The 21,860-nt window shown below is 71.4% G+C and carries 21 protein-coding genes; 12 read left to right on the forward strand and 9 right to left on the reverse strand.

All coding sequences use genetic code 11. From position 1 onward, the window contains the following. Positions 1-75: 75 nt before the first annotated feature. Positions 76-279 (reverse strand): hypothetical protein, encoded by a 204-nt coding sequence (locus tag AB0I73_RS04550; protein ID WP_363033756.1) that lies wholly within the window; start codon positions 277-279, stop codon positions 76-78. 18 nt (positions 280-297) lie between these two features. Here AB0I73_RS04550 and AB0I73_RS04555 point away from each other — a divergent pair, with 18 nt between their 5' ends. Continuing rightward, complete coding sequence (locus AB0I73_RS04555) at positions 298-468, forward strand: hypothetical protein (RefSeq protein WP_363033692.1); 171 nt, start codon at positions 298-300, stop codon at positions 466-468. A gap of 51 nt (positions 469-519) precedes the next feature. Here AB0I73_RS04555 and AB0I73_RS04560 read toward each other — a convergent pair whose 3' ends face one another. From AB0I73_RS04560 to zapE, 3 genes are all read right to left on the reverse strand, one after another. Continuing rightward, positions 520-1,962 carry an alkaline phosphatase PhoX gene (locus AB0I73_RS04560; protein WP_363033694.1) on the reverse strand — a complete coding sequence of 481 codons (1,443 nt, stop codon included), beginning with the start codon at positions 1,960-1,962 and terminating at the stop codon, positions 520-522. A gap of 92 nt (positions 1,963-2,054) precedes the next feature. Further along, complete coding sequence (locus AB0I73_RS04565) at positions 2,055-2,903, reverse strand: slipin family protein (RefSeq protein ID WP_363033696.1); 849 nt, start codon at positions 2,901-2,903, stop codon at positions 2,055-2,057. Positions 2,904-3,023: 120 nt separating this feature from the next. Further along, on the reverse strand, positions 3,024-4,184 hold the full coding sequence (gene zapE / locus AB0I73_RS04570) for a cell division protein ZapE (RefSeq protein WP_363033698.1): 1,161 nt from the start codon (positions 4,182-4,184) through the stop codon (positions 3,024-3,026). On the opposite strand from zapE, the gene AB0I73_RS04575 reads away from it, so the two are divergent. The 8 genes from AB0I73_RS04575 to AB0I73_RS04610 all read left to right on the forward strand — a co-directional run bounded on the left by AB0I73_RS04575 (position 4,183) and on the right by AB0I73_RS04610 (position 11,477). Continuing rightward, positions 4,183-5,007, forward strand: coding sequence for a pyrimidine reductase family protein (locus AB0I73_RS04575; RefSeq protein WP_363033700.1), 825 nt, complete (start codon positions 4,183-4,185; stop codon positions 5,005-5,007). The two genes, zapE and AB0I73_RS04575, sit on opposite strands and share 2 nt — an antisense overlap. Positions 5,008-5,247: 240 nt before the next feature. Next, complete coding sequence (locus tag AB0I73_RS04580) at positions 5,248-5,721, forward strand: indole-3-glycerol phosphate synthase (RefSeq protein ID WP_363033702.1); 474 nt, start codon at positions 5,248-5,250, stop codon at positions 5,719-5,721. A 117-nt stretch (positions 5,722-5,838) separates the two neighbouring features. Next, on the forward strand, positions 5,839-7,272 hold the full coding sequence (gene murC / locus AB0I73_RS04585) for a UDP-N-acetylmuramate--L-alanine ligase (RefSeq protein ID WP_363033704.1): 1,434 nt from the start codon (positions 5,839-5,841) through the stop codon (positions 7,270-7,272). A gap of 44 nt (positions 7,273-7,316) precedes the next feature. Then, on the forward strand, positions 7,317-7,724 hold the full coding sequence (gene msrB, locus AB0I73_RS04590) for a peptide-methionine (R)-S-oxide reductase MsrB (RefSeq protein WP_363033706.1): 408 nt from the start codon (positions 7,317-7,319) through the stop codon (positions 7,722-7,724). A 228-nt stretch (positions 7,725-7,952) separates the two neighbouring features. Beyond that, positions 7,953-9,077, forward strand: a complete 1,125-nt coding sequence (locus AB0I73_RS04595) for an ABC transporter ATP-binding protein (RefSeq protein WP_363033708.1) — start codon at positions 7,953-7,955, stop codon at positions 9,075-9,077. Next, complete coding sequence (locus AB0I73_RS04600; RefSeq protein ID WP_363033710.1) at positions 9,074-9,772, forward strand: ABC transporter permease subunit; 699 nt, start codon at positions 9,074-9,076, stop codon at positions 9,770-9,772. Before AB0I73_RS04595 ends, AB0I73_RS04600 begins: the two co-directional genes overlap by 4 nt. Beyond that, positions 9,769-10,434: an ABC transporter permease gene (locus AB0I73_RS04605; protein ID WP_363033712.1), complete on the forward strand. Its 666-nt coding sequence runs from the start codon at positions 9,769-9,771 to the stop codon at positions 10,432-10,434. The genes AB0I73_RS04600 and AB0I73_RS04605 overlap by 4 nt, the downstream gene beginning before the upstream one ends. Positions 10,435-10,520: 86 nt before the next feature. Beyond that, entirely contained in the window at positions 10,521-11,477 is a 957-nt protein-coding gene (locus tag AB0I73_RS04610; protein ID WP_363033714.1) for an ABC transporter substrate-binding protein, read from the forward strand. Positions 11,478-11,683: 206 nt separating this feature from the next. On the opposite strand, the gene AB0I73_RS04615 is transcribed toward AB0I73_RS04610, so the two are convergent. The 5 genes from AB0I73_RS04615 to AB0I73_RS04635 form a co-directional block, all read right to left on the reverse strand. Further along, on the reverse strand, positions 11,684-12,271 hold the full coding sequence (locus AB0I73_RS04615; RefSeq protein WP_363033716.1) for an ATP/GTP-binding protein: 588 nt from the start codon (positions 12,269-12,271) through the stop codon (positions 11,684-11,686). Continuing rightward, positions 12,258-12,617 carry a DUF742 domain-containing protein gene (locus AB0I73_RS04620; RefSeq protein ID WP_363033718.1) on the reverse strand — a complete coding sequence of 120 codons (360 nt, stop codon included), beginning with the start codon at positions 12,615-12,617 and terminating at the stop codon, positions 12,258-12,260. The genes AB0I73_RS04615 and AB0I73_RS04620 overlap by 14 nt, the downstream gene beginning before the upstream one ends. Position 12,618: 1 nt before the next feature. Continuing rightward, entirely contained in the window at positions 12,619-13,050 is a 432-nt protein-coding gene (locus tag AB0I73_RS04625) for a roadblock/LC7 domain-containing protein (RefSeq protein ID WP_363033720.1), read from the reverse strand. 22 nt (positions 13,051-13,072) lie between these two features. After that, positions 13,073-15,550: a nitrate- and nitrite sensing domain-containing protein gene (locus AB0I73_RS04630; RefSeq protein WP_363033722.1), complete on the reverse strand. Its 2,478-nt coding sequence runs from the start codon at positions 15,548-15,550 to the stop codon at positions 13,073-13,075. A gap of 187 nt (positions 15,551-15,737) precedes the next feature. Then, positions 15,738-16,751, reverse strand: a complete 1,014-nt coding sequence (locus AB0I73_RS04635) for a substrate-binding domain-containing protein (RefSeq protein WP_363033724.1) — start codon at positions 16,749-16,751, stop codon at positions 15,738-15,740. Between the two features lie 563 nt (positions 16,752-17,314). On the opposite strand from AB0I73_RS04635, the gene AB0I73_RS04640 reads away from it, so the two are divergent. From AB0I73_RS04640 to cyc2, 3 genes are all read left to right on the forward strand, one after another. After that, entirely contained in the window at positions 17,315-17,962 is a 648-nt protein-coding gene (locus AB0I73_RS04640) for a ScbR family autoregulator-binding transcription factor (protein ID WP_279333039.1), read from the forward strand. An 86-nt stretch (positions 17,963-18,048) separates the two neighbouring features. After that, positions 18,049-19,236, forward strand: a complete 1,188-nt coding sequence (locus AB0I73_RS04645) for a damage-control phosphatase ARMT1 family protein (RefSeq protein WP_363033726.1) — start codon at positions 18,049-18,051, stop codon at positions 19,234-19,236. Positions 19,237-19,381: 145 nt separating this feature from the next. Further along, positions 19,382-21,586 (forward strand): germacradienol/geosmin synthase Cyc2, encoded by a 2,205-nt coding sequence (gene cyc2, locus AB0I73_RS04650; RefSeq protein WP_363033728.1) that lies wholly within the window; start codon positions 19,382-19,384, stop codon positions 21,584-21,586. Positions 21,587-21,860: the final 274 nt, after the last annotated feature.

Raw genomic sequence — 21,860 nt, forward strand, 5'->3', positions numbered from 1 at the left:
ACCCCGAGCAGGACGTGCGCTCGGCCTCCCGCCTCCCCCAAGTTCTCGACTTCGCTCGAACAGGGGGACCCCCATTCACACCGGGCACAGCGTCACGCCCTTGTACGACTCCGGGTACTCCGTCGGCTCCCGGCACAGCACGCACTCCGCGTACGGGGGCCCGTCGGCCTCGGGCGGCCTGGACGCGTCGATCAGGCAGTGGTCGTCGTCAGCCGCACCCCCACCCCAGGACGGCCGGTCCCGTCCGTTCGACCTCGCGATCAGGTCGGAGACCTGCACGGCAAGCCGAACCCCGAGATGCCGACCACGACGGTACGGATGACGCTCAGCGAGCGCGAGGGCGGTATCCGGATGGAACCGCGCTCGGCCTTCGACAGCCGGGAGCAGAGGGACCAGCTCGCGGAGAGGGGCGCGGTCGAGGGGGTGAAGCAGACGATCGGCCAGGTGGACGACCTGCCGGTGGCCTGACCCGCGTACGGATCGCGGGGCGACCGGGGAGACCCCGGTCGCCCCCGTTCGTCATCGCCGCCAGGGGCCGGTGACCGCGAACGTCGTGCCGGGGGAGTAGCAGTTGACGTACATGGTCCGGCCGTCGGGGGAGAAGGTGACCCCGGCGAACTCGCCCCACTCGGGTTTCTCGGGCGTGCCGACGTTCTGGCGGTTGCGCGCCATCGCGTACACCTCGCCGCGCCGGGTGACGCCGTAGACGTGTTGCGCGCCGCTGCCGTCCTCACAGACCATCAGGCCGCCGCCGGGGGCGAGACAGATGTTGTCGGGCGACTCGCCGGGCAGTCGTACGTCGGTGTCCGGCCCGAAGACGATCACCAGCGTCAGCCGTCGCCGGTCCGGGTCGTAGCGCCAGACCTGCCCGTGGTGGTCACCGGCCGAACCCTCGGCGCTGCGGGCGAAGGACGACACGAAGTACACCGACCGGCCGCCCCAGTAGCAGCCCTCCAGCTTCTGCGCGTGCGTGATGCCGTCGGCGCCGAAGTCCTGGAAGCGGATGGGGGTTCCGGCGGCCTGCGGGTCCGGCACGTCCACCCATTCGACGCGGTCGAAGTGCGCGCCCGTCTCCCGGATCGAGGACAGGTCGGGCACTCCGGGCACCCGCATCGCCTGGAGCCGGCCGCCCGCGCGCAGCGAACCGGTGCCGCCGAGCGGCTTGTCCGGCAGGAAGCGGTAGAAGAGCCCGAAGGGCCGCTCGAACGCGTCCTCCGTCTCGTAGACGACGCCCCGCTGCGGATCGACCGCGACCGCCTCGTGCTGGAAGCGGCCCATCGCGGTGAGCGGCACCGCCCCCGTGCGGCGCGGGTCGGCCCCGTCGACCTCGAAGACGAAGCCGTGATCCTTGGTGTAGCCGTTGGTGCCCGCCTTGTCCTCGGTCTCCTCACAGGTCAGCCAGGTGCCCCAAGGCGTCGGCCCGCCCGCACAGTTGACGGCGGTCCCGGCGATCGCGACCCGTTCCGACAGCACCCGGCCGCGGGAGTCCAGGCTCAGCGACGTACAGCCGCCCTTGCCCTGCGGGTCGTAGGTCAGTCCGTCGATCACCGGGACCGGGACCCTGGCGCCGGCGCGGTTCTCGTGGTTGCGGACGAGATGGACGCGGCCGTGTCCGCCCGCGAAGGCGGCCATGCCGTCATGGTTGGAGGGGACGGGGCCCTCACCGGAGCGCAGTTCGTCGCCCTCGCGGGAGAGCACCCGGTAGCGGAAACCCTTCGGCAGGTCGAGCAGCCCGTCGGGGTCGGGGACGAGGGAGCCGTAACCGTGGTGGCCGAGGTCCTGCGCGGCGGCAGTGGAGGTGAACAGCTCGGAGAGGGAGCCGGAGAACGCGATGCCGATTCCCAGGGCGCCGGAACGGGCGAGCAGTTGACGTCGTGTCGTGGGGGAGGGGCCGGTGGTCGACTCCGTGGACCCGGTGGAATCCGTGGTCCCGGAGGTCCCGGGGGTCCCTGATGCGGGCATGGTGGGGGAACCTTCCTGCTGGCGGACAGGAACTGTGACCCGCCGTGTCTATCACCTGCCGTGAGTCACGGGAACCACGCGTGGAGCACGTGTCACGGGTCCGGGATCCGGCCGGGGGGCGGCCCCGGTTCGTCGGGGGGCGGCCCCGGTTCCTCGAGGGCGCGCTCCTTCGGTGCCGGCTGCTGGGCGGACCGTTCCAGGAAGCGCAGCAGCTCCACCGGGAAGGGCAGCACCAGCGTGGAGTTCTTCTCGGCGGACACCGCCACGATCGTCTGCAGCAGCCGCAGCTGCAGCGCGGCGGGGGTGTCCGCCATCTGCTGGGCGGCCTCGGCCAGTTTCCTCGACGCCTGGAGTTCGGCGTCGGCGTTGATGACCCGGGCCCGCCGCTCGCGGTCGGCCTCCGCCTGCCGGGCCATGGACCGCTTCATCGTCTCGGGCAGCGAGACGTCCTTGATCTCGACCCGGTCGATCTGCACGCCCCAGCCGACCGCCGGGCTGTCGATCATCAGCTCCAGGCCCTCGTTGAGCTTCTCCCGGTTGGACAGCAGGTCGTCGAGGTCGCTCTTGCCGATGATCGAGCGCAGTGAGGTCTGGGCCATCTGGGAGACCGCGAACCGGTAGTCCTCCACGTTGACGAGCGCGGCGGAGGCGTTGACGACCTTGAAGTAGACGACCGCGTCCACCCGCACGGTGACGTTGTCCCGGGTGATGCCCTCCTGCGCGGGGATCGGCATCGTGACGATCTGCAGATTGACCTTGTGCAGCCGGTCCACCCCGGGGAGGATCATCGTGAACCCGGGCTGGCGCTCCCCGCTGTACAGCCGACCGAGCCGGAAGACCACCCCGCGCTCGTACTGCTTGACGACCCGCGCCGCCGCGGCGAGATAGACGACGCCCGCGGCGCCGGTGGCGACGATCGCGGTGACCAGTTCCTCGACCATGACGACCTCCCGTTCAGAGGCCTGCTCCCTGCGCTTACGGTCACTTCTGTCACGATATGCCCGGTGCCCGGTCCGCGGCCACGGCTCGAGGTCGGGGGCCCGGGGCGTCGGCCCCCGGGGTTACGGGGTCCCGGTGAGCCGGCCGGCGTCCCGGGCCAGCGCGGTGAGCCGGGAGATCGCCCGGAAGTACTTCTTGCGGTAGCCGCCCTTCAGCATCTCCTCGCTGAACAGCTGGTCGAAGGGCAGTCCCGAGGCGAGCACGGGCACCTCGCGGTCGTAGAGCCGGTCGGCGAGGACGACCAGCCGCAGGGCCGTCGACTGGTCCGGTACCGGCCGCACGCCGGTGAGGCACACGGCGGTGAGCCCGTCGGTGAGGGCGCCGTAGCGGCTGGGGTGCACCTTCGCGAGGTGCTCCAGCAGATCCGCGAAGCCGTCCAGCGAGGCGCCCTCGGTGGCGTACGCCGTCTTGGTCACCAGTTCGTCGGTGTACGGCGGCGGCGCCTGGGGCAGACCGCGGTGGCGGTAGTCCTCGCCGTCGATGCGCAGGGCGCGGAAGTGGGCCGACAGGCCCTGGATCTCGCGCAGGAAGTCGGCCGCGGCGAACCGGCCCTCACCGAGCTTGCCGGGCAGCGTGTTGGAGGTGGCGGCGAGCGCGACACCCGCCTCGACCAGCTTGCCGAGCAGGGTGGAGACGAGCACGGTGTCGCCGGGGTCGTCCAGTTCGAACTCGTCGATGCACAGCAGCCGGTGCCCGGAGAGCGTCCGTACCGTCTGCTGGAAGCCGAGGGCGCCCACCAGGTTGGTCAGCTCCACGAAGGTGCCGAACGCCTTGAGCGCGGGCTCGGCCGGGGCGGCGTGCCACAGGGAGGCCAGCAGATGGGTCTTGCCGACGCCGTAGCCGCCGTCGAGGTAGACGCCGCGCGGGCCGGCCGGGGCGGGCTTCGCCGGCTTCCCGAAGCCGAACAGCCGACGCCTGCCGGAATCGCCGCCCGGTGCCCCGCCGAGACCGGCCGCGAAGCCTTCGAGGACGCGCACGGCCTCGGTCTGGCTGGGCTGGTTCGGGTCGGGTATGTAGGTGTCGAAACGGACCGCGTCGAACCGGGGCGGGGGCACCATCTCGGCGACGAGCCGGTCCGCGGGGACGTGCGGCTCACGGGCGCACAGGGACAGCGGGGCCGCGTCGGCCGCGGGAGCGAGCCGGACGGCGGAGGTGAGCCGGGGGGCGGGGGAGGATGACGACACGCTTCCCGATACTACGGGGCGTGGAACACTGCACGGCATGCGACGCCTCTTCCCTGTGATCGACGAAACAGCAGCTCCCGCCGGGGAGACGACCGGTACCTCCCGCGCGGGGGAGGGCACGGAGGACCGGGAGTGGAGCCTGGCCGAACTGGCCGCCGCGTACGCCTACCCGGGGCCGGGGCCCGGTGCGGACCGGCAGCCGTGGCTGCGGGCCAACATGGTGTCCACGCTCGACGGAGCCGCCCAGCACGAGGGCCGCTCGCAGCCCATCTCCAGCCCGGCCGACATGCGCGTCTTCGGCACGCTGCGGGCCCTCGCGGACGTCGTGCTCGTCGGCGCGGAAACGGTTCGGCTGGAGGGCTACCGTCCGGCCCGCGCGCGTGCGGAGTTCGCGGCGGCGCGCGAGGCGGCCGGGCAGGGCCCCGCGCCGGCGATCGCCGTGGTCTCCGCCGGCCTGGACCTGGACTTCTCCCTGCCGCTGTTCACCACCCCGCTGGTGGACACCCTGATCCTGACCGGTGCCGCCGCGTCCCCCGACCGGATCGCCGCCGCCGAGGCGGCCGCCGGGGCCCGGGTGGTGATCGCGGGGGACGGCACCGGTGTGGATCCGGCTCGCGCGGTGCGGGCCCTCGCGGAACTGGGGCACACCCGACTGCTGACCGAGGGCGGGCCGCGGCTACTGGGGCAGCTGGTGGCGGCCGGAGTGCTGGACGAGCTCTGTCTGACCGTCGCCCCGATGCTCGTCGCGGGTGACGCTCAGCGCATCGCCGGTGGACCGTCTGTGACACTTCCGAGTCGTTTCACGCTGAAATCGATGTTGGAGGAGGACGGTTTTCTTTTCACGCGGTACGCGCGTTTCTGACCGGACGGGCGGACCCGAACCCTCCGGCGATGTCCGGGAGCGTCCAGGAGCGCCCGGATCCGGGTTCAATGGTTACCACTGGTCCGGTAATCGGCGGAATCTTCCGTTCCGCTCGGTGGTGCGACGGGCACACTGAACCCGGTGGTGCCCGTGCGGGCACGGGCAGGACGGATTCCGCAGGGCCTGGCTCGGCCCACGGGGAGAGAGGGCCCACGGCCCTCCGAGGAGAAGGGGCGCCTGGTGTTCACAAGCGTACTGATGATCGAGAAGGCCCTGACGTCCGCCGACGTGGAGTTCGTCACCACCCTGCACGGTGACGAGGAGGTCGCCTTCCGGGTGCTGCTCCAGCCGCGCGGAGAACAGGCGGACCGGTTGCTGAGGGCCATCGACGACGTGGCCCTCGGCGAGCTCGACGACGCCGTCCGGGAAGCGGAGACGCCCGAGGGCGAGGAGGCCAGGACGACGGGGGAGCGGGCACTGGAGGTGTCCCTGCAGGCCCTGCGCGCCGCCGGTCACGGGGCCGACGGCCGGCTGATCGAGAACCACCCCCTGGACGCGCTGAGAACGATGGTCCAGGAGGCCGGGGCGGACGAGGTGATCGTGCTCACCGACCCGCACTACGTGGAGGAGTTCTTCCACCGGGACTGGGCCTCCCGGGCCCGGCACAAGGTGGGTGTGCCGGTGCTGAAACTGTTCTCGCACAGCAAGGCATAGGCTGGGGCGGCGCCCCTCGCACGAGGGCGCGGGGACCGTCGTCCCACTCGTCGCACCACCCGTGCGGCCCGCACCGCTCGTACGACCCGCACTCGTCACCACTGGGGAGAAACACGCATGGCACCCGGCCTTCCTACCGCCATGGACCGACCGCACTTCATCGGCATCGGCGGCGCCGGGATGTCGGGCATCGCGAAGATCCTCGCGCAGCGCGGCGCCAAGGTGGTCGGCAGCGACGCCAAGGAGTCGGCCACCGCCGAGGCGCTGCGCGCGCTGGGCGCCACGGTCCACATCGGGCACGCCGCCGGACACCTGGCCGACGACGCGAGCTGCGTGGTCGTGTCGTCGGCGATCCGTGAGGACAACCCGGAGCTCGTCCGCGCGGCCGAACTGGGCGTTCCCGTGGTCCACCGTTCCGACGCGCTGGCCGCCCTCATGGACGGCCTGCGCCCGGTCGCGGTGGCCGGCACCCACGGCAAGACCACGACCACCTCGATGCTGGCCGTCTCCCTGACCGAGCTGGGCCGCCGCCCGTCGTACGCGATCGGCGGCGACCTGGACGCGCCCGGCTCCAACGCGCTGCACGGCGAGGGCGAGATCTTCGTCGCCGAGGCGGACGAGTCGGACCGCAGCTTCCACAAGTACGCCCCCGAGGTCGCGATCATCCTCAACGTGGAACTGGACCACCACGCCAATTACGCGTCCATGGAGGAGATCCACGAGTCCTTCGAGACGTTCGTCGGCCGGATCGTGCCCGGCGGCACGCTGGTGATCTCGTCGGACCACGAGGGCGCGCGGGAACTGACCCGGCGCCTGCGCACCTCGGCCGGTCCGGCGAGTGCGGAAGGTTCAGCAGGCTCGGTCGGCTCCGTCCGGACGGTGACGTACGGGGAGGCGCCCGACGCCGACGTGCGGGTGACCTCGGTCGTCCCGCAGGGACTGAAGAGCGAGGTGACCGTCGAGTTCGAGGGCGCCCCGCTCACCTTCACGGTGTCCGTCCCGGGCCGCCACTACGCGCACAACGCGGTGGCCGCGCTCGCCGCCGGCGTCGCGCTCGGCATCCCGGCCACCGAACTGGCCCCGGCGCTGGCGGCGTACACCGGGGTGAAGCGGCGCCTGCAGCTCAAGGGCGAGGCGGCGGGAGTCCAGGTCATCGACTCCTACGCGCACCACCCGACCGAGATGACCGCCGACCTGGAGGCGATGCGCGCCGCCGCGGGCGACGCCCGCATTCTGGCCGTCTTCCAGCCGCACCTGTTCTCCCGCACCCGGGAGCTGGGCAAGGAGATGGGCCAGGCCCTGACCCTGGCCGACTCCTCGCTCGTGCTGGACATCTACCCGGCCCGTGAGGACCCGATCCCGGGCGTCACCAGCGAACTGATCATCGAGGCGGCGCGGGCGGCCGGTGCGGACGTGACGCCGGTGCACGACAAGGCGGAGATCCCGGACGCGGTGGCGGGAATGGCGAAGCCCGGCGACCTGGTTCTCACCATGGGAGCGGGCGACGTCACCGACCTCGGCCCGCTGATCCTCGAGCGTCTCTCGAAGTGAGACGCGCAAGAAGCACGCAGCAGAAGCAAAGGGGCTGAAGGCTCATGTCGTACGACGTGGAGAAGCCGGACGAGCAGTGGCGCGCGGAGCTGACACCGTCCGAGTACGCCGTTCTGCGCCAGGCGGGCACGGAGCCGGCCTTCACCGGTGAGTACACCGACACGAAGACCGAGGGCGTCTACGCGTGCCGCGCCTGCGGCGCCGAACTGTTCACCTCGAAGACCAAGTTCGAGTCGCACTGCGGCTGGCCCTCCTTCTACGACCCGCGGGACTCCGAGGCGGTCGAGCTGGTCGAGGACCGGTCGCACGGCATGGTGCGCACCGAGGTGCGCTGCTCCCGCTGCGGCTCGCACCTCGGGCACGTCTTCGAGGGCGAGGGGTACCCGACGCCCACGGACCAGCGGTACTGCATCAACAGCATCTCGCTGAAGCTGCAGCCCACCGAGGGCTGATCCGCGCGGACGCGCGCCGAGCCGTGGTGAGGGGGAGGGCCGCCGGGATTCCCGGCGGCCCTCCCCCTCCTGGGTGGTTTCCCGAGGTCGGGGCGGGGCAGGTGGCCGCGTAGCGCGGGGGCGTGTCCCCCCGGGCGCTGTCGGAGGTGCCGTCTACACTCGACCGGCGGCAGACCGTGCGGCCGGCTCGGCCGGAAACTTCCAGCCCCCCGAAGGGTGTTCGGCGTCTTGATACGGATCGACTCAGTGACGAAGCGCTACCCGGACGGCACGGTGGCGGTCGACCGGCTCTCCCTGGAGATCCCCGACCGCTCGATCACCGTTCTGGTCGGACCGTCGGGCTGCGGCAAGACGACCACCCTGCGCATGATCAACCGCATGGTCGAACCCACCGAGGGAACGATCCTGCTCGACGGTGCGGACATCCAGCGCCGACCGGTCACCGCCCTGCGCCGGTCCATGGGGTACGTCATCCAGAACGCCGGTCTCTTCCAGCACCGCACGATCGTCGACAACATCGCCACCGTGCCGCGCATGCTCGGCTGGGGCAAGCAGCGGGCCCGGGAGCGGGCGGCGGAGCTGATGGAGCGGGTGGGTCTGGACGCCGCCCTGGCCAAGCGGTACCCGTACCAGCTCTCCGGCGGCCAGCAGCAGCGCGTCGGAGTGGCACGCGCGCTCGCCGCGGACCCGCCGGTGTTGCTGATGGACGAGCCGTTCTCGGCCGTCGACCCGGTGGTCCGCAAGGGACTGCAGGACGAACTCCTGCGGATTCAGGAAGAGTTGGGCAAGACCATCGTCTTCGTCACGCATGACATCGATGAGGCGGTCAAACTCGGCACCATGGTCGCCGTACTGCGCGAAGGCGGCCGGCTCGCCCAGTACGCGCCGCCCGCCGAGCTGCTGTCCGACCCCGCGGACGCGTTCGTCGAGGACTTCCTCGGCGCCGACCGGGGCATCCGGCGGCTCTCCTTCCTCACCACCGCCGCGCTGGAACTGGCCACCGACGCGGTGATCCCGCCGGACGCCACCGCCGAGCGGATCGGCGCGTCGAACGCCCCCCACCTCCTGGTGACCGACGACGAGGGGCGCCCGCTCGGCTGGTCCGAGCCCCGCCGGCTGACCGCAGGGGACATCAGACCGGACCGGCTGCTGCCGTACGGGCGGCCGTTCGTGCCCGGCGTGGACTCGCTGCGGGTCGCGCTCGACTGCGCGGTGCTCTCCCCCACCGGCTGGGCCGTCGCCGTGGACGACGCCGGCCGGGTGCGGGGCGTCGTCTCCCAGCAGACCATCGGCGACGCCATCCGCACCGCCCACCGAGACGGCCGCACCGGAGACGAGAAGGTCGCCGGATGAGCGGCTTCTTCGACATCCCCAGCGACCTCCAGCACAGCTGGGCGGGCCTGATCGGACTGCACCTGAGGGAGGCGCTGATCCCGGTCGCGGCCGGGCTGCTGCTCGCGCTGCCCGTCGCCCAGCTGTGCGGACGCTTCCGCTGGCTGTACCCGCCGGTCCTGGGCATGACGACCGTGCTGTACGCCGTCCCGTCGCTGGCGTTCTTCGTCGTCCTCATCGACTACACCGGCCAGACCGAACTCACCGTGATGATCCCGCTGGCCCTGTACAGCCTGGTGGTGCTGGTCCCGGCGATCGTCGACGGGGTGCGCTCGGTGCCGCCGGAGACGCTGGCCGCGGCCACCGCCATGGGCTTCGGTCCCGTACGCCGGTACACCCAGGTGCAGTTGCCGATCGCCGCCCCCGCCATCATCGCCGGCCTGCGGGTGGCCACCGCGTCCAGCATCTCCCTGGTCAGCGTCGGCGCCCTGATCGGCAATCAGGGGGCCCTCGGCAACCTGCTCGCGGCCGCGCAGAAGTACGACCGGCCCGAACTCGCGGTGAACTCCGTGGTCACGACGGCCGTGCTGGCGATCCTGTGCGACGCGCTGCTGGTCCTGCTCAGGGTGCTGCTCACGCCGTGGATGCCCCGCGGCACACGGCCGAGACCCGCCGCACGCCCCGAGCCCCACGAAGCCGGGGGCGCGGCCCGGTGAACATCCTCGACTTCATGAACGCCTTCTTCAGCGACAGTGCCCACTGGCACGGCTACGACGGCATCCCGCAGCGCTTCCTCGAACACGTCCGGTACTCGCTGCTGGCCCTCGTGACCGCCGCCGCGATCGGACTGCCCGTCGGCCTGCTGACCGGGCACACCGGCCGCGGCGGGAACGCACTCGCCTTCGTCGCCAACGCCGCCCGGGCCCTGCCCAGTTTCGGCCTGCTGGTGCTGGTGGTGCTGCTGATCGGCTTCGGCCTGCTGCCCGTCATGATCCCGCTGGTCGTGCTGGCCGTTCCGCCGATCCTGGTGACCACCTACGAGGCCGTCCGCACGGTGGACCCCTCCCCGGTGGACGCCGCCCGCGGCATGGGCATGCGCGAGTCGCACATCCTGTTCCGGGTCGAGGTGCCGGTGGCGCTGCCGCTGATCCTGAGCGGGCTGCGCTCGGCGGCCATCCAGATCGTGTCGACGGCCACCATCGCCGCGTACGTCAGTCTGGGCGGCCTCGGCCGGTACATCATCGACGGGCTCTACCAGCGCGACTACGAGAAGGTGGTCGGCGGGGCCACCCTGGTGGCGTTCCTGGCCCTCGTCACGCTCGCGCTGTTCTGGGCGGCGGGACGGCTGGTGGTGTCACCGGGCGTACGACGGCGCTGAACCGGCCCCGCACGCACGGGCGGCCGAGTGACAACCGTGATCCGGCCGCGCTTGACGGCCGTCAACCGGCTGGATTGGATCAGTGGATGACTCCTACCGCGAAGAGCAGCAGGTCCAGGACGAGGCACACCGGCGCGGCGCTCGTCGCGCTCAGCGCCGCGACGGCGCTGCTCGCGGGCTGTTCGTCCGGCGACACCTCCGACAACCCCCTCGAGGAGGAGAAGGCGGAGGCCGGCACCGTAGTCGTCGGCTCCAACAACTTCGCCGAGAGCACCCTGCTCGCCGACATCTACGGCGAGGCGCTGAGGGCCAAGGGCCTCAAAGTCACCTACAAGCACAACATCGGCAGCCGGGAGACGACCTACGGCCTGATGAAGAACGGTTCCGTCACCGTCCTGCCCGAGTACAACGGCTCCCTGCTCGCCTACCTCGACCCCGAGGCCGAACAGGAGTCCGCCGACGCGGTCAACGCCGCCGTCAAGGCCCAGCTCGACAAGAAGCTGACGCTGCTGGACCCGTCGCCGGCCGAGAACAAGGACTCGGTCAGCGTCAACGCCCGGACGGCGAAGAAGTACGGTCTCACGGCGTCGTCCACCCTCGCCGACCTCAAGGACGCCGCACCGGAGATGGTGATCGGCGGCTCGCCCGAATTCCAGACCCGGCAACAGGGACTGAAGGGCCTGGAGTCCGTCTACGGCCTGAAGTTCAAGTCCTTCAAGGCGCTCGACGCGGGTGGTCCGCTCACCCAGGCGGCGCTCACCGGGAACGAGGTCCAGGCCGCGGACGTCTTCACCACGGACCCGACCATCCTCAAGGAGAAGTTCGTCGTCCTGAAGGACCCGGAGAACCTCTTCGGTTTCGCCAACGTGACCCCGCTGGTCCACAAGGACGCCCTCTCCCAGGAGGGCGTCGACGCGCTCAACGCGGTCTCCGCCGAGCTGGACACCGAGACCCTGCTCGACCTCGACGCCCAGGTCCAGCTGGAGAAGAAGGACCCGCTGGACGTGGCGAAGGCCTGGCTGAAGTCGGCCGGACTGGACTGACCCCGCGCGGGGTGCGGTGAACGGGCCGCACCCCTGCGCCGTTCACCGTGCCCGGGGCCTGTCCGGCGGATCAGGTCGCAGGGAATCGACGGTGCCTTGTCGGCGCGGGTGAGCGGGGGCGACGGGCCCCTCCCGTGCGAGCGCAGCCGAGCTTGGGGGAGGACGTGCCGGCCCCCACGTCTGCGGCATGATCCGCCGGACAGGCCCTAAGCCGCCTCCGCGATCAGCCGGTCGAGCAGGGCGATCAGCACGTCCCTGGACGACTCGCGCTCCCGCGCGTCGCAGAGCAGCACCGGCACGCCCTCCGGCAGGGTCAGCGACTCCCGGATGTCCTCGACCGGGTAGGGATGCTCCCCGTGGAAGCCGTTCACGGCGACGACGAACGGGATGCTCCGGCGCTCGAAGAAGTCGATCGCGGCGAAACTGGACTCGGGCCTGCGCACGTCGACCAGGACCACCGCGCCGAGCGCGCCGAGGGCCAGGTCGTTCCACATGAACCAGAACCGCTGCTGGCCCGGCGTACCGAAGAGGTACAGCACCAGGTCGTCGGAGACGGTGATCCGGCCGAAGTCCATCGCCACCGTGGTGTCACGTTTTTCCTCGATGCCCTCGAGGTCGTCGATGTCCAGGCCCGCCATGGTCAGCGGCTCCTCGGTGCGCAGCGGGGCGATCTCGCTGACCGAGCCGACCATGGTGGTCTTGCCCACGCCGAAGCCCCCGGCGATCAGGATCTTGACCGTGTCGGGTGCCGAACGCGCGGTGGGTGCCTGAGCGGTGGTGTCAGAGCCGGCCAAGTCCGTCCCTCACTTTCTGCAGCAGATCCAGGTCCGGGGTGGTGCGGGTGACGTGGTGCGGCGGGCGGACCGTGATCCGGCCCGCCTCCAGCAGGTCGCAGAGCATGATGACGACCACGCTCATCGGGAGGTCGAGGCGGGCGGCGAGTTCCGCCACCGCGATGGGCTCCGCGCACAGCCGCAGGATGCGGAGGTGCTCGGGCTGCGGCCGGGCGGCCGCCTCGGGCTGCGGATCGACCGCCGTCACCGTCGTGATGAGCGTGAAGTCGGCGCGGCTGGGCCGCGTCCGGCCACCGGTCAGGGTGAACGGTCGGACGAGACGGCCCGCGACATCGCCTCCGCCCACCTCACGCGCCGGAGTCGACGGCGGGGTCTGCCGTGCCCCGGGGCGCCGCGCTGAGATGCTCGCCGATCTTCTTCACCAGCATGTTCATCTGGTAGGCGACCACGCCGACGTCCGCGCCCGCTCCGGTCAGCACCACGAGATGGGCGCCCGGCCCGGCCGAGGTGAGGATCAGGTAGCTGTTGGCCATCTCGATGAGCGCCTGGCGCACCGGGCCGCCGCGGAAGTCCATGCTGACGCCCTTGCTGAGGCTCATCAGTCCGGACGCGGTGGCCGCCAGACGCTCCGCGTCGTCGCGCAGGAACCCGGTGGACTTGCTGACCACCAGACCGTCCTCGGACAGCACCACGGCCTGGTTCACCTCGGCGACCCGCTCCACGAGTCCGGTGAGCAGCTGGTCGAGCTGGGTGTGAGTGGCGGGTACGGGGCGTGTCATCTCTGTGTTCCTTCGTCGGCGTTCAGCGGTCGGAGGGCGGATTCGGGGGGTTCGGGAGCTCTCGGGAGCCGGCGGGGGCCCCGGAGGAGGCCCTCATGCCGGTGGCGGCCGGTGGGACGGCATCGTCGTCGGTACGGGCGTCGTCGTCTTCCGCGCGTGCCTGGGACGTGCCGCGCTGGAAGCCGGCCAGGGAGGAGGCCGCGTCTTCCGGCGTGAAGTCCTCGGAGTCGTGCTCGGTGACGGACACGGCCACCTCCTCCCGCAGTTCGGCGGCCAGGCTGGTCTGCGGCACCCGGCGGGGGAGCGGGGTGAGCCCGGGCGCGGCCGTGGGCGGGCGGGGAGTGGTCCGTACGGCGGCCCCGGGCCGGGGCGGCGCCGTACCCGCGGTCACGTCGGTCGCGGGGGGCCGGGCGTCCGCAGCGTTCTCGGGCTCCTTGGTGTCCTTGGCATCCGCCGTGTCCGCCGTGTCCGCCGTGTCCGCCGTGTCCGTGGTGCCGGTGGTGGCCGCCCGGTCCGGGTCGGTCGCCGCGCGGTGTCCGTTCGTTCCGACGGCGGGGGCGGCCCCGGCCTCGTGCGGCGCGTCGCACACCACGATCTCGTGCGGGAGCAGCACGATCGCCGTCGTCCCGCCGTACGGCGACGGACGCAGGGTGACGGCGATGCCGTGCCGGTGGGCCAGCTGGGAGATCACGAACATGCCGAGCCGCAGGTCGTCGGCGAGGGCCACCACGTCGAACTGCGGGGGCTTGGCCAACTGGGCGTTCATCGAGGCGTAGTCGTCCTCGGACATGCCGAGTCCCCGGTCTTCGACCTCGACGGCGAGGCCCTTGGCCACCAACGCGGCACGCACCCCGACGGGGCTCGGCGCGGGCGAGTACACCGTCGCGTTGTCGATCAGCTCGGCCAGCAGGTGGATGACGTCGGCCACCGCGGGCGGAGCCAGCGCCACCTCTTCGTCGGTGTGCACCTCCACCCGCTGGTATTCGGCGACTTCACCGACGGCACTGCGCAGGATGTCGATCAGTGCGACCGGTTCGCTCCACGAACGGCCGGGCCGCTCACCGCTGACGATGACCAGGTTCTCCTCGTACCGGCGCAACTGGCTTGCCGTGGAGTCCAGTTCGTACAACCCCTTGAGGACCTCGGGGTCGGTGTGCCGGCGTTCCAGCGCGTCGAGCTTGCTGAGCTGGAGGTTGACGAGGTTCTGGCTCTGCCGTGCGATGCCCAGGATGATCTTCTGGAATCCGCGCCGAGTGTCGGCGAGTTCGACCGCCGTGTGCACCGCGGTGCGCTGCGCGGTGTTGAACGCCTGGGCGACCTGGCCGAGTTCGTCGTGGCCGTAGTCCAGCGGAGTGGTCGCCGACTCGGCGTCGACCTTCTCGCCCCGCTCCAGCCGGGCCACCACGTCGGGCAGCCGCTCCTCGGCGAGGCTGAGGGTGGCCATCCGCAGGCCGTGCAGCCGGCGGGACAGCGAGCGGGTGATCCGCCACGACATGCCGACGCACAGCAGCAGGGCGAGCAGTCCGCCGGCGCTGAGCGCCGCCGCGGTCAGCAGCAGACCGCGGGCCTCGGCGGCGCTGCGGGTGAGCAGCGCGTCGGTCTGCTGCCGGATCAGAGCGGCGTACTGCGGTGTGACCTCGGTCAGGGCCGCGTCCCACCGCTTCTGCGCGTCCGGCAGCTCGGCCGTGCCCTCCGCGGTGGGGTGGACGGCGAGCACCTCGTCCTCGATCTCCTGCAGGGTGCGCCACTCCGGGCTGTGCAGGATCCGCTCGGTCTGCGTCTTGGTGTCGCCGCGCAGGGACGGCACGATCTGGTCCTCGATCAGCCAGCGGCGGGTGGCGACCGACCCCGCGAAGGCGGACCAGGACGGCTCGTCGAGCTCCCCGGACGGCCAGGCCAGGGTGAGCCGCGCGTCCTCCTTGGTCACCAGTTCCGCCGCGTGCTCCAGCGAGACCAACGGCCCGGCCTGCGAGGTCAGGTCGCCGTCGTCGACCTGCGACAGCTCCTGGAAGGCGTGGATCTGGTCGTCGATGATCGAGGTGTACTGGTCGAGCGCCTGCTCGGCGGTGATGTCGCTCGGTTTGTCCACCTGGCCCCGGTAGTACTCGAGGCTGCCCACCGAACCGAGCACCGAGTACAGCCGCTCCGACACACGGGCCGGCGCCTCGGCGATCGCGTCGGCCTGCCCGACCAGCTTCGCCACCGCCACGTCCGTCTTCTCGCGCTGCGCCTCGAGGGCGGCCCGGGACGTCTCGGGCGAGACCAGCCAGGCCGCGGACAGTCTCCGCTCCTGCTGCAACGCGAGGGTCGCCTCGGTGCCCATCGCGCCGGTCGACCGGCTCAACTCCGTCTGTGCACGGAGCTGAAGCCCCTCCGAGAACATCCGGATCGTCGTCACGCCCCACATGGCGGCGAGGGTGACGCTGGGCACCAGGGCCAGGAGGACCAGCGAGAGACGTATGGAGCCGAGACGGCGCCGGGCGCCTGTCCGTGGAGACATCGTCGTCCTAGAACGGTCGGATCAGCGGGGATTGCGGGTGCAGAACAGCCGGGGAACAGCCTGCGGACGGATGGGCCGGACGCACGTCCGGTCACTCCCGGGTGATGCGCGGGAGGTCATCCGCACAGGTGACCGTACAGCCCGTGCGTAACCGAGTCCTCGAGTAGGTCTTCACCGGATGCGACCGTCACCGGGTTCCGTTGGCGGCGAACTCGGCGACCGAGGCGGCGTTGGTCTTCGTGACGAACGCCGGCCCGGTGAGCACGGGTGACACCCCGCCGCCGCTGATGTTGCCGTTGGTCCGGTACAACCACAGCGCGTCCACGGAGAGATAGCCCTGGAGATAGGGCTGCTGGTCGACGGCGAACCGGATGGCGCCCCTGCGGACGGCGCCCACCAGGTCCTTGTTGAGATCGAAGGTGGCCACGTGCGCCCCGGTGTCCGCCTTCTTGGCGGCGTCGGCCACGAGGAGGGCCTGCTGCGCGCCGTTGGCGACCACCTCGTCGATGGTCGGGTCCTGGCGCAGCCGGGCGGTGACGATGCCGGAGAAGGCGCGTTCGTCGGAACCGTCCACGTAGAGGTTCTCGGTCTTCCCGTCGAACGTCTTGCGCATGCCGGCGCAGCGGGCCTCCAGCCCGACGTTGCCCCGCTCGTGGATGACGCAGAGGGCGTGCTCGGCCTTCAGTTCGTTCAGCTTGTTGCCGACGGCCTGGCCCGCGACGCCGTCGTCCTGACCGAAGTACTCCAGCAGCCCCGTCGACTTCCAGGCGCCGATGCCGGAGTTGAGCCCGACCACGGGGATGCCCGCCTCGCGTGCCTCCTTCACCGCGCCCTTCATCGCCTGCGGCTTGGCCAGCGTGAGGGCGATGCCGTCCACCTTGTCGCGGACCGCGTCGCGCACCAGTTCGGCCTGGCCGGCCGGGTCCGCGTCGCTCACATAGGTGAGGTCGATGCCGTCCTTCGCCGCGGCGGCCTCGGCGCCCTTGCGCACCCTGTCCCAGAAGGCGTCCCCCTCACCGCCGTGCGTCACCATCACGACCCTCATCCCGTCGCCGGCCGCATCCGCGCTCCTGGAGTCCGAGGAGTCGCCGGTCACGTCGAAGGCGGAGCAGCCGGTCACCAGCAGACCGACGGCTGCCGCGAGCACGGCCGGGCGGAGGGGCCGTCTCGGGAAACCGTGGGACGGGGGACGAGTGTTCATGAGGGAGCGGACCTCGCTGTACGGCCGAGCAAGTGAGGAGACGGAAGCAGGGGCGGAGTCGCGGGGTGTTACGCCGATCAGGTGACTCTCGCTGGCCGGAGCCAATCGCGTCGCACCACTGGTAGTCAAGTGAGGGACCACGTGAAGTGAGATGCCGCTGCCGCATTGTGATGAACGGTGAGTTCCGAGGTGACAGGGGTGGCCGTCCCCTTCCCGCCCCTAACCGCGCGGCCGGTACGGAACCCGAACGGGCCCGCCGGACAAGCGCGGACGGGCTTGCTCCGGGTCAACCCCGAAGGCCTTCCGGGGCGTTGGCGGGACACTCTGACACAGCGCGACGCGTTCCGCCCGGAGCCACCCGCCGTTCTCTTGCGCCGACGCGGCTGCCACACTCGGATACCGGACGTGCTGTTTTCTTTCGGCGTCCGAACTTGAATTGCCGGATGTGTGCCGCATCACGGGACGAACCGCTGGAACGGACGCCGTCACAGGGTGAGTTATCGTGTACTCGGGGTAAAAACAAACGGCATGCCCCGTTCCTTTCCGGCTCAGGAGTTCAGTCGATGGCGAGGCAGGTACGCGCCGAGCAGACCCGCGCGACGATCATCACGGCCGCCGCCGATCTGTTCGACCGGCAGGGGTACGAATCGACGAGTCTCAGCGACATCGTCGAGCACGCCCACGTCACCAAGGGAGCCCTGTACTTCCACTTCGCCGCGAAGGAGGACCTGGCCCACGCGATCCTGGAGCTCCAGTCCGCCACCTGCCGCCGACTGGCCAGGGACACCGAGACCCGCGGCCACACCTCCCTGGAGGCGCTGATGCGTCTCACCTTCTGCATAGCCCGCCTGTCGGCCGAGGACCCCGTGCTGCGGGCGGGGCTCCGGCTCGCCACCGGGGGCACCCGGCCGCGCCCCCCGCTCAGCCACCCCTTCGCCGAGTGGATGGACATCGTCACCGCCCGGCTCCTCGGCGCGGTCAAGGAGGCCGACGTCCACCCGGAGGTCGACATCGAGGTCGTGGCCCACTCCCTCGTCTGCTTCTTCATCGGCACCCGGGTCGTGGGCCGCTCCCGGGAACCCGTCGCCCGGCAGCCCCGCCGCACCGCGGAGATGTGGCAGATCCTCATCAGGGGCCTGGTGCCGGTGACCCGCAGGGCGCGCTATCTCAGCCTGGCCGCACGGCTGGAGCGGGAGATCGCCCCGGTGTGACCCCCGGCCGCCCCTGCCGTCGGCGCGGCCGTCCCCGCCGGTGCGGCCGGTCACGCCGGCCGGCGCCGCGCGTTACGGTGAGCCGCATGCCCGACACCCCCACCGCTCCCGTGCTCCTCGGCAACCGGCCCGGCTCGTTCCCGCACGGCGTGCTCGCCGAGCGGCACCCCGCGATCATCCGACAGGTGCGCGACGCCTTCCCCTACGAGCCCGCGCAGCGGCACGCGCTCGACGCGCTGCTGGCCAACTGCACCCGAGGCGCGATCGAGGCCCTCCCCGCCGACGCCCACGACCGGGACCGCTGGAAGGCCTGGGGGATGGACACGTACACCGGACAGTCCTGGTACGACGTGCCCTGGCTGTGGTCCGAGAGCTGGTTCTATCGTCAACTGCTGGGAGCCGTGGGGTACTTCGGCCCCGGACCCTGGCAGGGCATCGACCCCTTCCGCCCCTCCAAGCTCGCCGAACTCGACTCGTCCGAGACCGGCGGGGAACTCGCCGCGCTCGACGACCTCGCCGGGCGGCCCGCGGACGAACGGGGCCGGGCCCTGCTGCACGGCTCCCTCTGGGGAAACCGCGCCGACCTCGGCTTCCGGCTGTCCGCCGAGGGAACCGACCTCGCGGAGGCCGTTCCCGCGCTGGTGTCCGACGACAGCGAGCGCCTGTGGTCGCTGCTGGACCCCTCCCACGCGGGCCCGGCGAGCACCCTGGTGCTGGTCGCCGACAACGCCGGCCGCGAACTCGTCCCCGATCTGCTGCTCATCGACCACCTGCTGGCCCACGGGCACATCGGCCGGGTGATGCTGCACGTCAAGCCGTACCCGTACTACGTCTCCGACGCCACCACCGCCGACGTCGTCGACGCGCTGCGCCGGCTGACCGACGCCGGGGCGGCAGCGGCCGGTCACGGGCGCCGGCTCCGGGACGCCCTCGCCGACGGACGGCTCGCCCTGCGCGCGCACCCCTTCTCCTGCTCCCCGCTGCCCTACGAGGAGATGCCGGACGACCTCCGCGCCGACTTCGCCCGGGCCGTCGTCACCATCGTCAAGGGAGACCTCAACTACCGCCGCCTGGTGGGCGATCGGCAGTGGCCGCCGACCACGCCGTTCGCGGAGGTCACCGGGTACTTCCCGGGGCCGGTCGCCGCTCTGCGCACCCTGAAGTCCGACGTCGTCACCGGCCTGGCACCCGGTACGGAGGAGGCGCTGGTCGCGGCCGAGGAGCAACGCTGGCGCACCAGCGGCACCCACGCGCTGATCCAGGTGCGGACATAGCATGCCGAAACCCGTTTTCGGCGTATCGGCGAGGTTTCACGCGATGGTGTGATCATGGACGGGCCGGTGGATGCCGCCACGGGCCCCCGGGTAGTGCCCGGCCATGTCTTCAGCGTCCTCAGGGTCCTCAGCGTCCTCAGCGGAAGTGTCTTCAGCGAACCAGCCGTTCGAACTTCCGCACTTCTACCTGCCGCACCCCGCGCGGCTGAACCCGCATCTCGACCAGGCCCGTGCCCACTCGTCGGCGTGGGCGCGCGAGATGGGCATGCTGGAGGGCTCCGGAGTCTGGAACCAGGCCGACCTCGACGCCCACGACTACGGCCTGCTCTGCGCCTACACCCATCCCGACTGCGACGGGCCCGCCCTCTCCCTCATCACCGACTGGTACGTGTGGGTCTTCTTCTTCGACGACCACTTCCTGGAGCTGTTCAAACGCAGCCAGGACCGTGAGGGAGGCAAGGCCCACCTGGACCGGCTGCCGCTGTTCATGCCGCTGGACCCCGCGACCCCGGTCCCCGAGCCGCGGAACCCGGTCGAGGCGGGCCTCGCCGACCTGTGGGCGCGCACGGTACCCGCGATGTCCCAGGAGTGGCGCGCCCGGTTCGCCCTCGCCACGGAGCACCTCCTCAACGAGTCGCTGTGGGAGCTGTCCAACATCAACGAGGGACGGATCGCCAACCCCGTCGAGTACGTCGAGATGCGCCGCAAGGTGGGCGGCGCCCCCTGGTCGGCGGGGCTCGTCGAGTACGCGACGGCCGAAGTGCCCGCCGCCGTCGCCGGATCCAGGCCGCTGCGAGTGCTGATGGAGACGTTCTCCGACGCCGTGCACCTGCGCAACGACCTGTTCTCCTACCAGCGCGAGGTCGAGGACGAGGGTGAGAACAGCAACGGCGTGCTCGTCCTGGAGACCTTCTTCGGCTGCACCACGCAGGAGGCCGCCGACACCGTCAACGAGATCCTCACCTCACGACTGCACCAGTTCGAGCACACCGCGTTCACCGAAGTGCCCGCGGTCGCCCTGGAGCAGGGCCTCGCCCCGCACGAGGTCGCGGCCGTGGCGGCGTACGCGAAGGGGCTGCAGGACTGGCAGTCCGGCGGTCACGAATGGCACCTGCGATCCAGCAGGTACATGAACGAGGGCGCGCGACGGACCGGCCCGTGGGCGGGCCCGACCGGGCCCGGCACCTCGGCCGCCGACGTGCGGGGGCTGCTCGCCGCCGCGGGGGCGGTGGGGGCACCTCCCGCGCCGTCCGGGCAGTGGGGGAGGCTGCGGGCCCACACCCATGTGCCGTACCGGAAGGTCGGCCCGTCCCTGATCCCCGACATCCGGATGCCTTTCCCGCTGGAACTCAGCCCGCACCTCGACGCCTCCCGGAGCACCCTCGCCGACTGGTGCCGGCAAACGGGCATCCTCGCCGAGGGCGTGTGGGACGAGGACAAGCTCGCCGCCTACGATCTCGCGCTGTGCTCGGCCGGACTCGACCCGGACGCCACTCCCGAGGCGCTCGACCTCAGCGCCCAGTGGCTCGCCTGGGGCACCTACGGCGACGACTACTACCCGCTGGTCTACGGGCACCGCCGTGACCTGGCCGCCGCGCGGCTGACCACGGCACGCCTGTCGGACTGCATGCCCGTCGACGGTGAACCGGTGCCACCGGCGGCCGACGCCATGGAGCGGGCCCTGACCGACCTGTGGGCGCGCACCACGGCGGCCATGACGCCCGGGGAGCGGGCCGTCCTGAAGAAGGCCGTGAACGACATGACCGAGAGCTGGTTGTGGGAACTGGGCAACCAGATGCTGCACCGCGTGCCCGACCCGGTCGACTACCTGGAGATGCGCCGGCGGACCTTCGGTTCCGACCTCACGCTCGGTCTGTGCCGGATGGGCCACGGCCCCGCCGTGGCGCCCGAGGTCTACCGCAGCGGCCCGGTCCGCTCCCTGGAGAACGCGGCCATCGACTACGCCTGCCTGCTGAACGACGTCTTCTCGTACCAGAAGGAGATCGAGTACGAGGGCGAGATCCACAACGCGATTCTCGTCGTACAGACCTTCTTCGGCTGCGACTACCCGAGGGCCCTCGGCATCGTCCACGATCTGATGAGCCGACGCCTGGAACAGTTCGAGCATGTCGTGGAACACGAACTGCCCGTGCTGTACGAGGACTTCGAGCTCTCCCCGGAGGCTCGCGCGATCATGCGGGACTATGTGCTGGACCTGCGGAACTGGCTGGCGGGCATCCTGAACTGGCACCGGAGCGTGGACCGCTACAAGGACGAGTGGCTCTCGGGCCGGGCCCACCGGTTCCTGCCGGACCGCACACCCCCGCTGCCCGTGGTCTCCCTCTCCTGAGGGGGAGCCGGTCCCGGCCACAACGCCGGGCGGGGACCCCTGCCCGGCGGCCACCAGCGGCTCACGGCCCTCCCTGCCGTCACCCGACCACCGGGAAGCGGGCCGCGGGCGCCTCGGAGAAGGCGACACGACCGGCTGAACGCGGTGGACCGGCTCGCGCGGCCCCCGTCCGCCGGGCAGGATGCTGCCCATGACTTCACGTAGCAGAACGTAGCTTTACGTAACCACGCGTAGTCCACAGGTACGCCCCGGGGGGTCCGGACGACCGGCAGTA

Origin of the sequence: Streptomyces sp. NPDC050388 (genome assembly GCF_040655635.1) — a bacterium.
Classification (GTDB): Bacteria; Actinomycetota; Actinomycetes; order Streptomycetales; family Streptomycetaceae; genus Streptomyces.

Coding starts and splice junctions, on each gene's coding strand:
- AB0I73_RS04555 (WP_363033692.1), top strand. CDS start 298: ATGCCGACCACGACGGTACGGATGACGCTCAGCGAGCGCGAGGGCGGT.
- AB0I73_RS04560 (WP_363033694.1), bottom strand. CDS start 1,962: ATGCCCGCATCAGGGACCCCCGGGACCTCCGGGACCACGGATTCCACC.
- AB0I73_RS04565 (WP_363033696.1), bottom strand. CDS start 2,903: ATGGTCGAGGAACTGGTCACCGCGATCGTCGCCACCGGCGCCGCGGGC.
- AB0I73_RS04575 (WP_363033700.1), top strand. CDS start 4,183: ATGCGACGCCTCTTCCCTGTGATCGACGAAACAGCAGCTCCCGCCGGG.
- zapE (WP_363033698.1), bottom strand. CDS start 4,184: ATGCCGTGCAGTGTTCCACGCCCCGTAGTATCGGGAAGCGTGTCGTCA.
- murC (WP_363033704.1), top strand. CDS start 5,839: ATGGCACCCGGCCTTCCTACCGCCATGGACCGACCGCACTTCATCGGC.
- msrB (WP_363033706.1), top strand. CDS start 7,317: ATGTCGTACGACGTGGAGAAGCCGGACGAGCAGTGGCGCGCGGAGCTG.
- AB0I73_RS04600 (WP_363033710.1), top strand. CDS start 9,074: ATGAGCGGCTTCTTCGACATCCCCAGCGACCTCCAGCACAGCTGGGCG.
- AB0I73_RS04610 (WP_363033714.1), top strand. CDS start 10,521: ATGACTCCTACCGCGAAGAGCAGCAGGTCCAGGACGAGGCACACCGGC.
- AB0I73_RS04625 (WP_363033720.1), bottom strand. CDS start 13,050: ATGACACGCCCCGTACCCGCCACTCACACCCAGCTCGACCAGCTGCTC.
- AB0I73_RS04630 (WP_363033722.1), bottom strand. CDS start 15,550: ATGTCTCCACGGACAGGCGCCCGGCGCCGTCTCGGCTCCATACGTCTC.
- AB0I73_RS04635 (WP_363033724.1), bottom strand. CDS start 16,751: ATGAACACTCGTCCCCCGTCCCACGGTTTCCCGAGACGGCCCCTCCGC.
- AB0I73_RS04640 (WP_279333039.1), top strand. CDS start 17,315: ATGGCGAGGCAGGTACGCGCCGAGCAGACCCGCGCGACGATCATCACG.
- AB0I73_RS04645 (WP_363033726.1), top strand. CDS start 18,049: ATGCCCGACACCCCCACCGCTCCCGTGCTCCTCGGCAACCGGCCCGGC.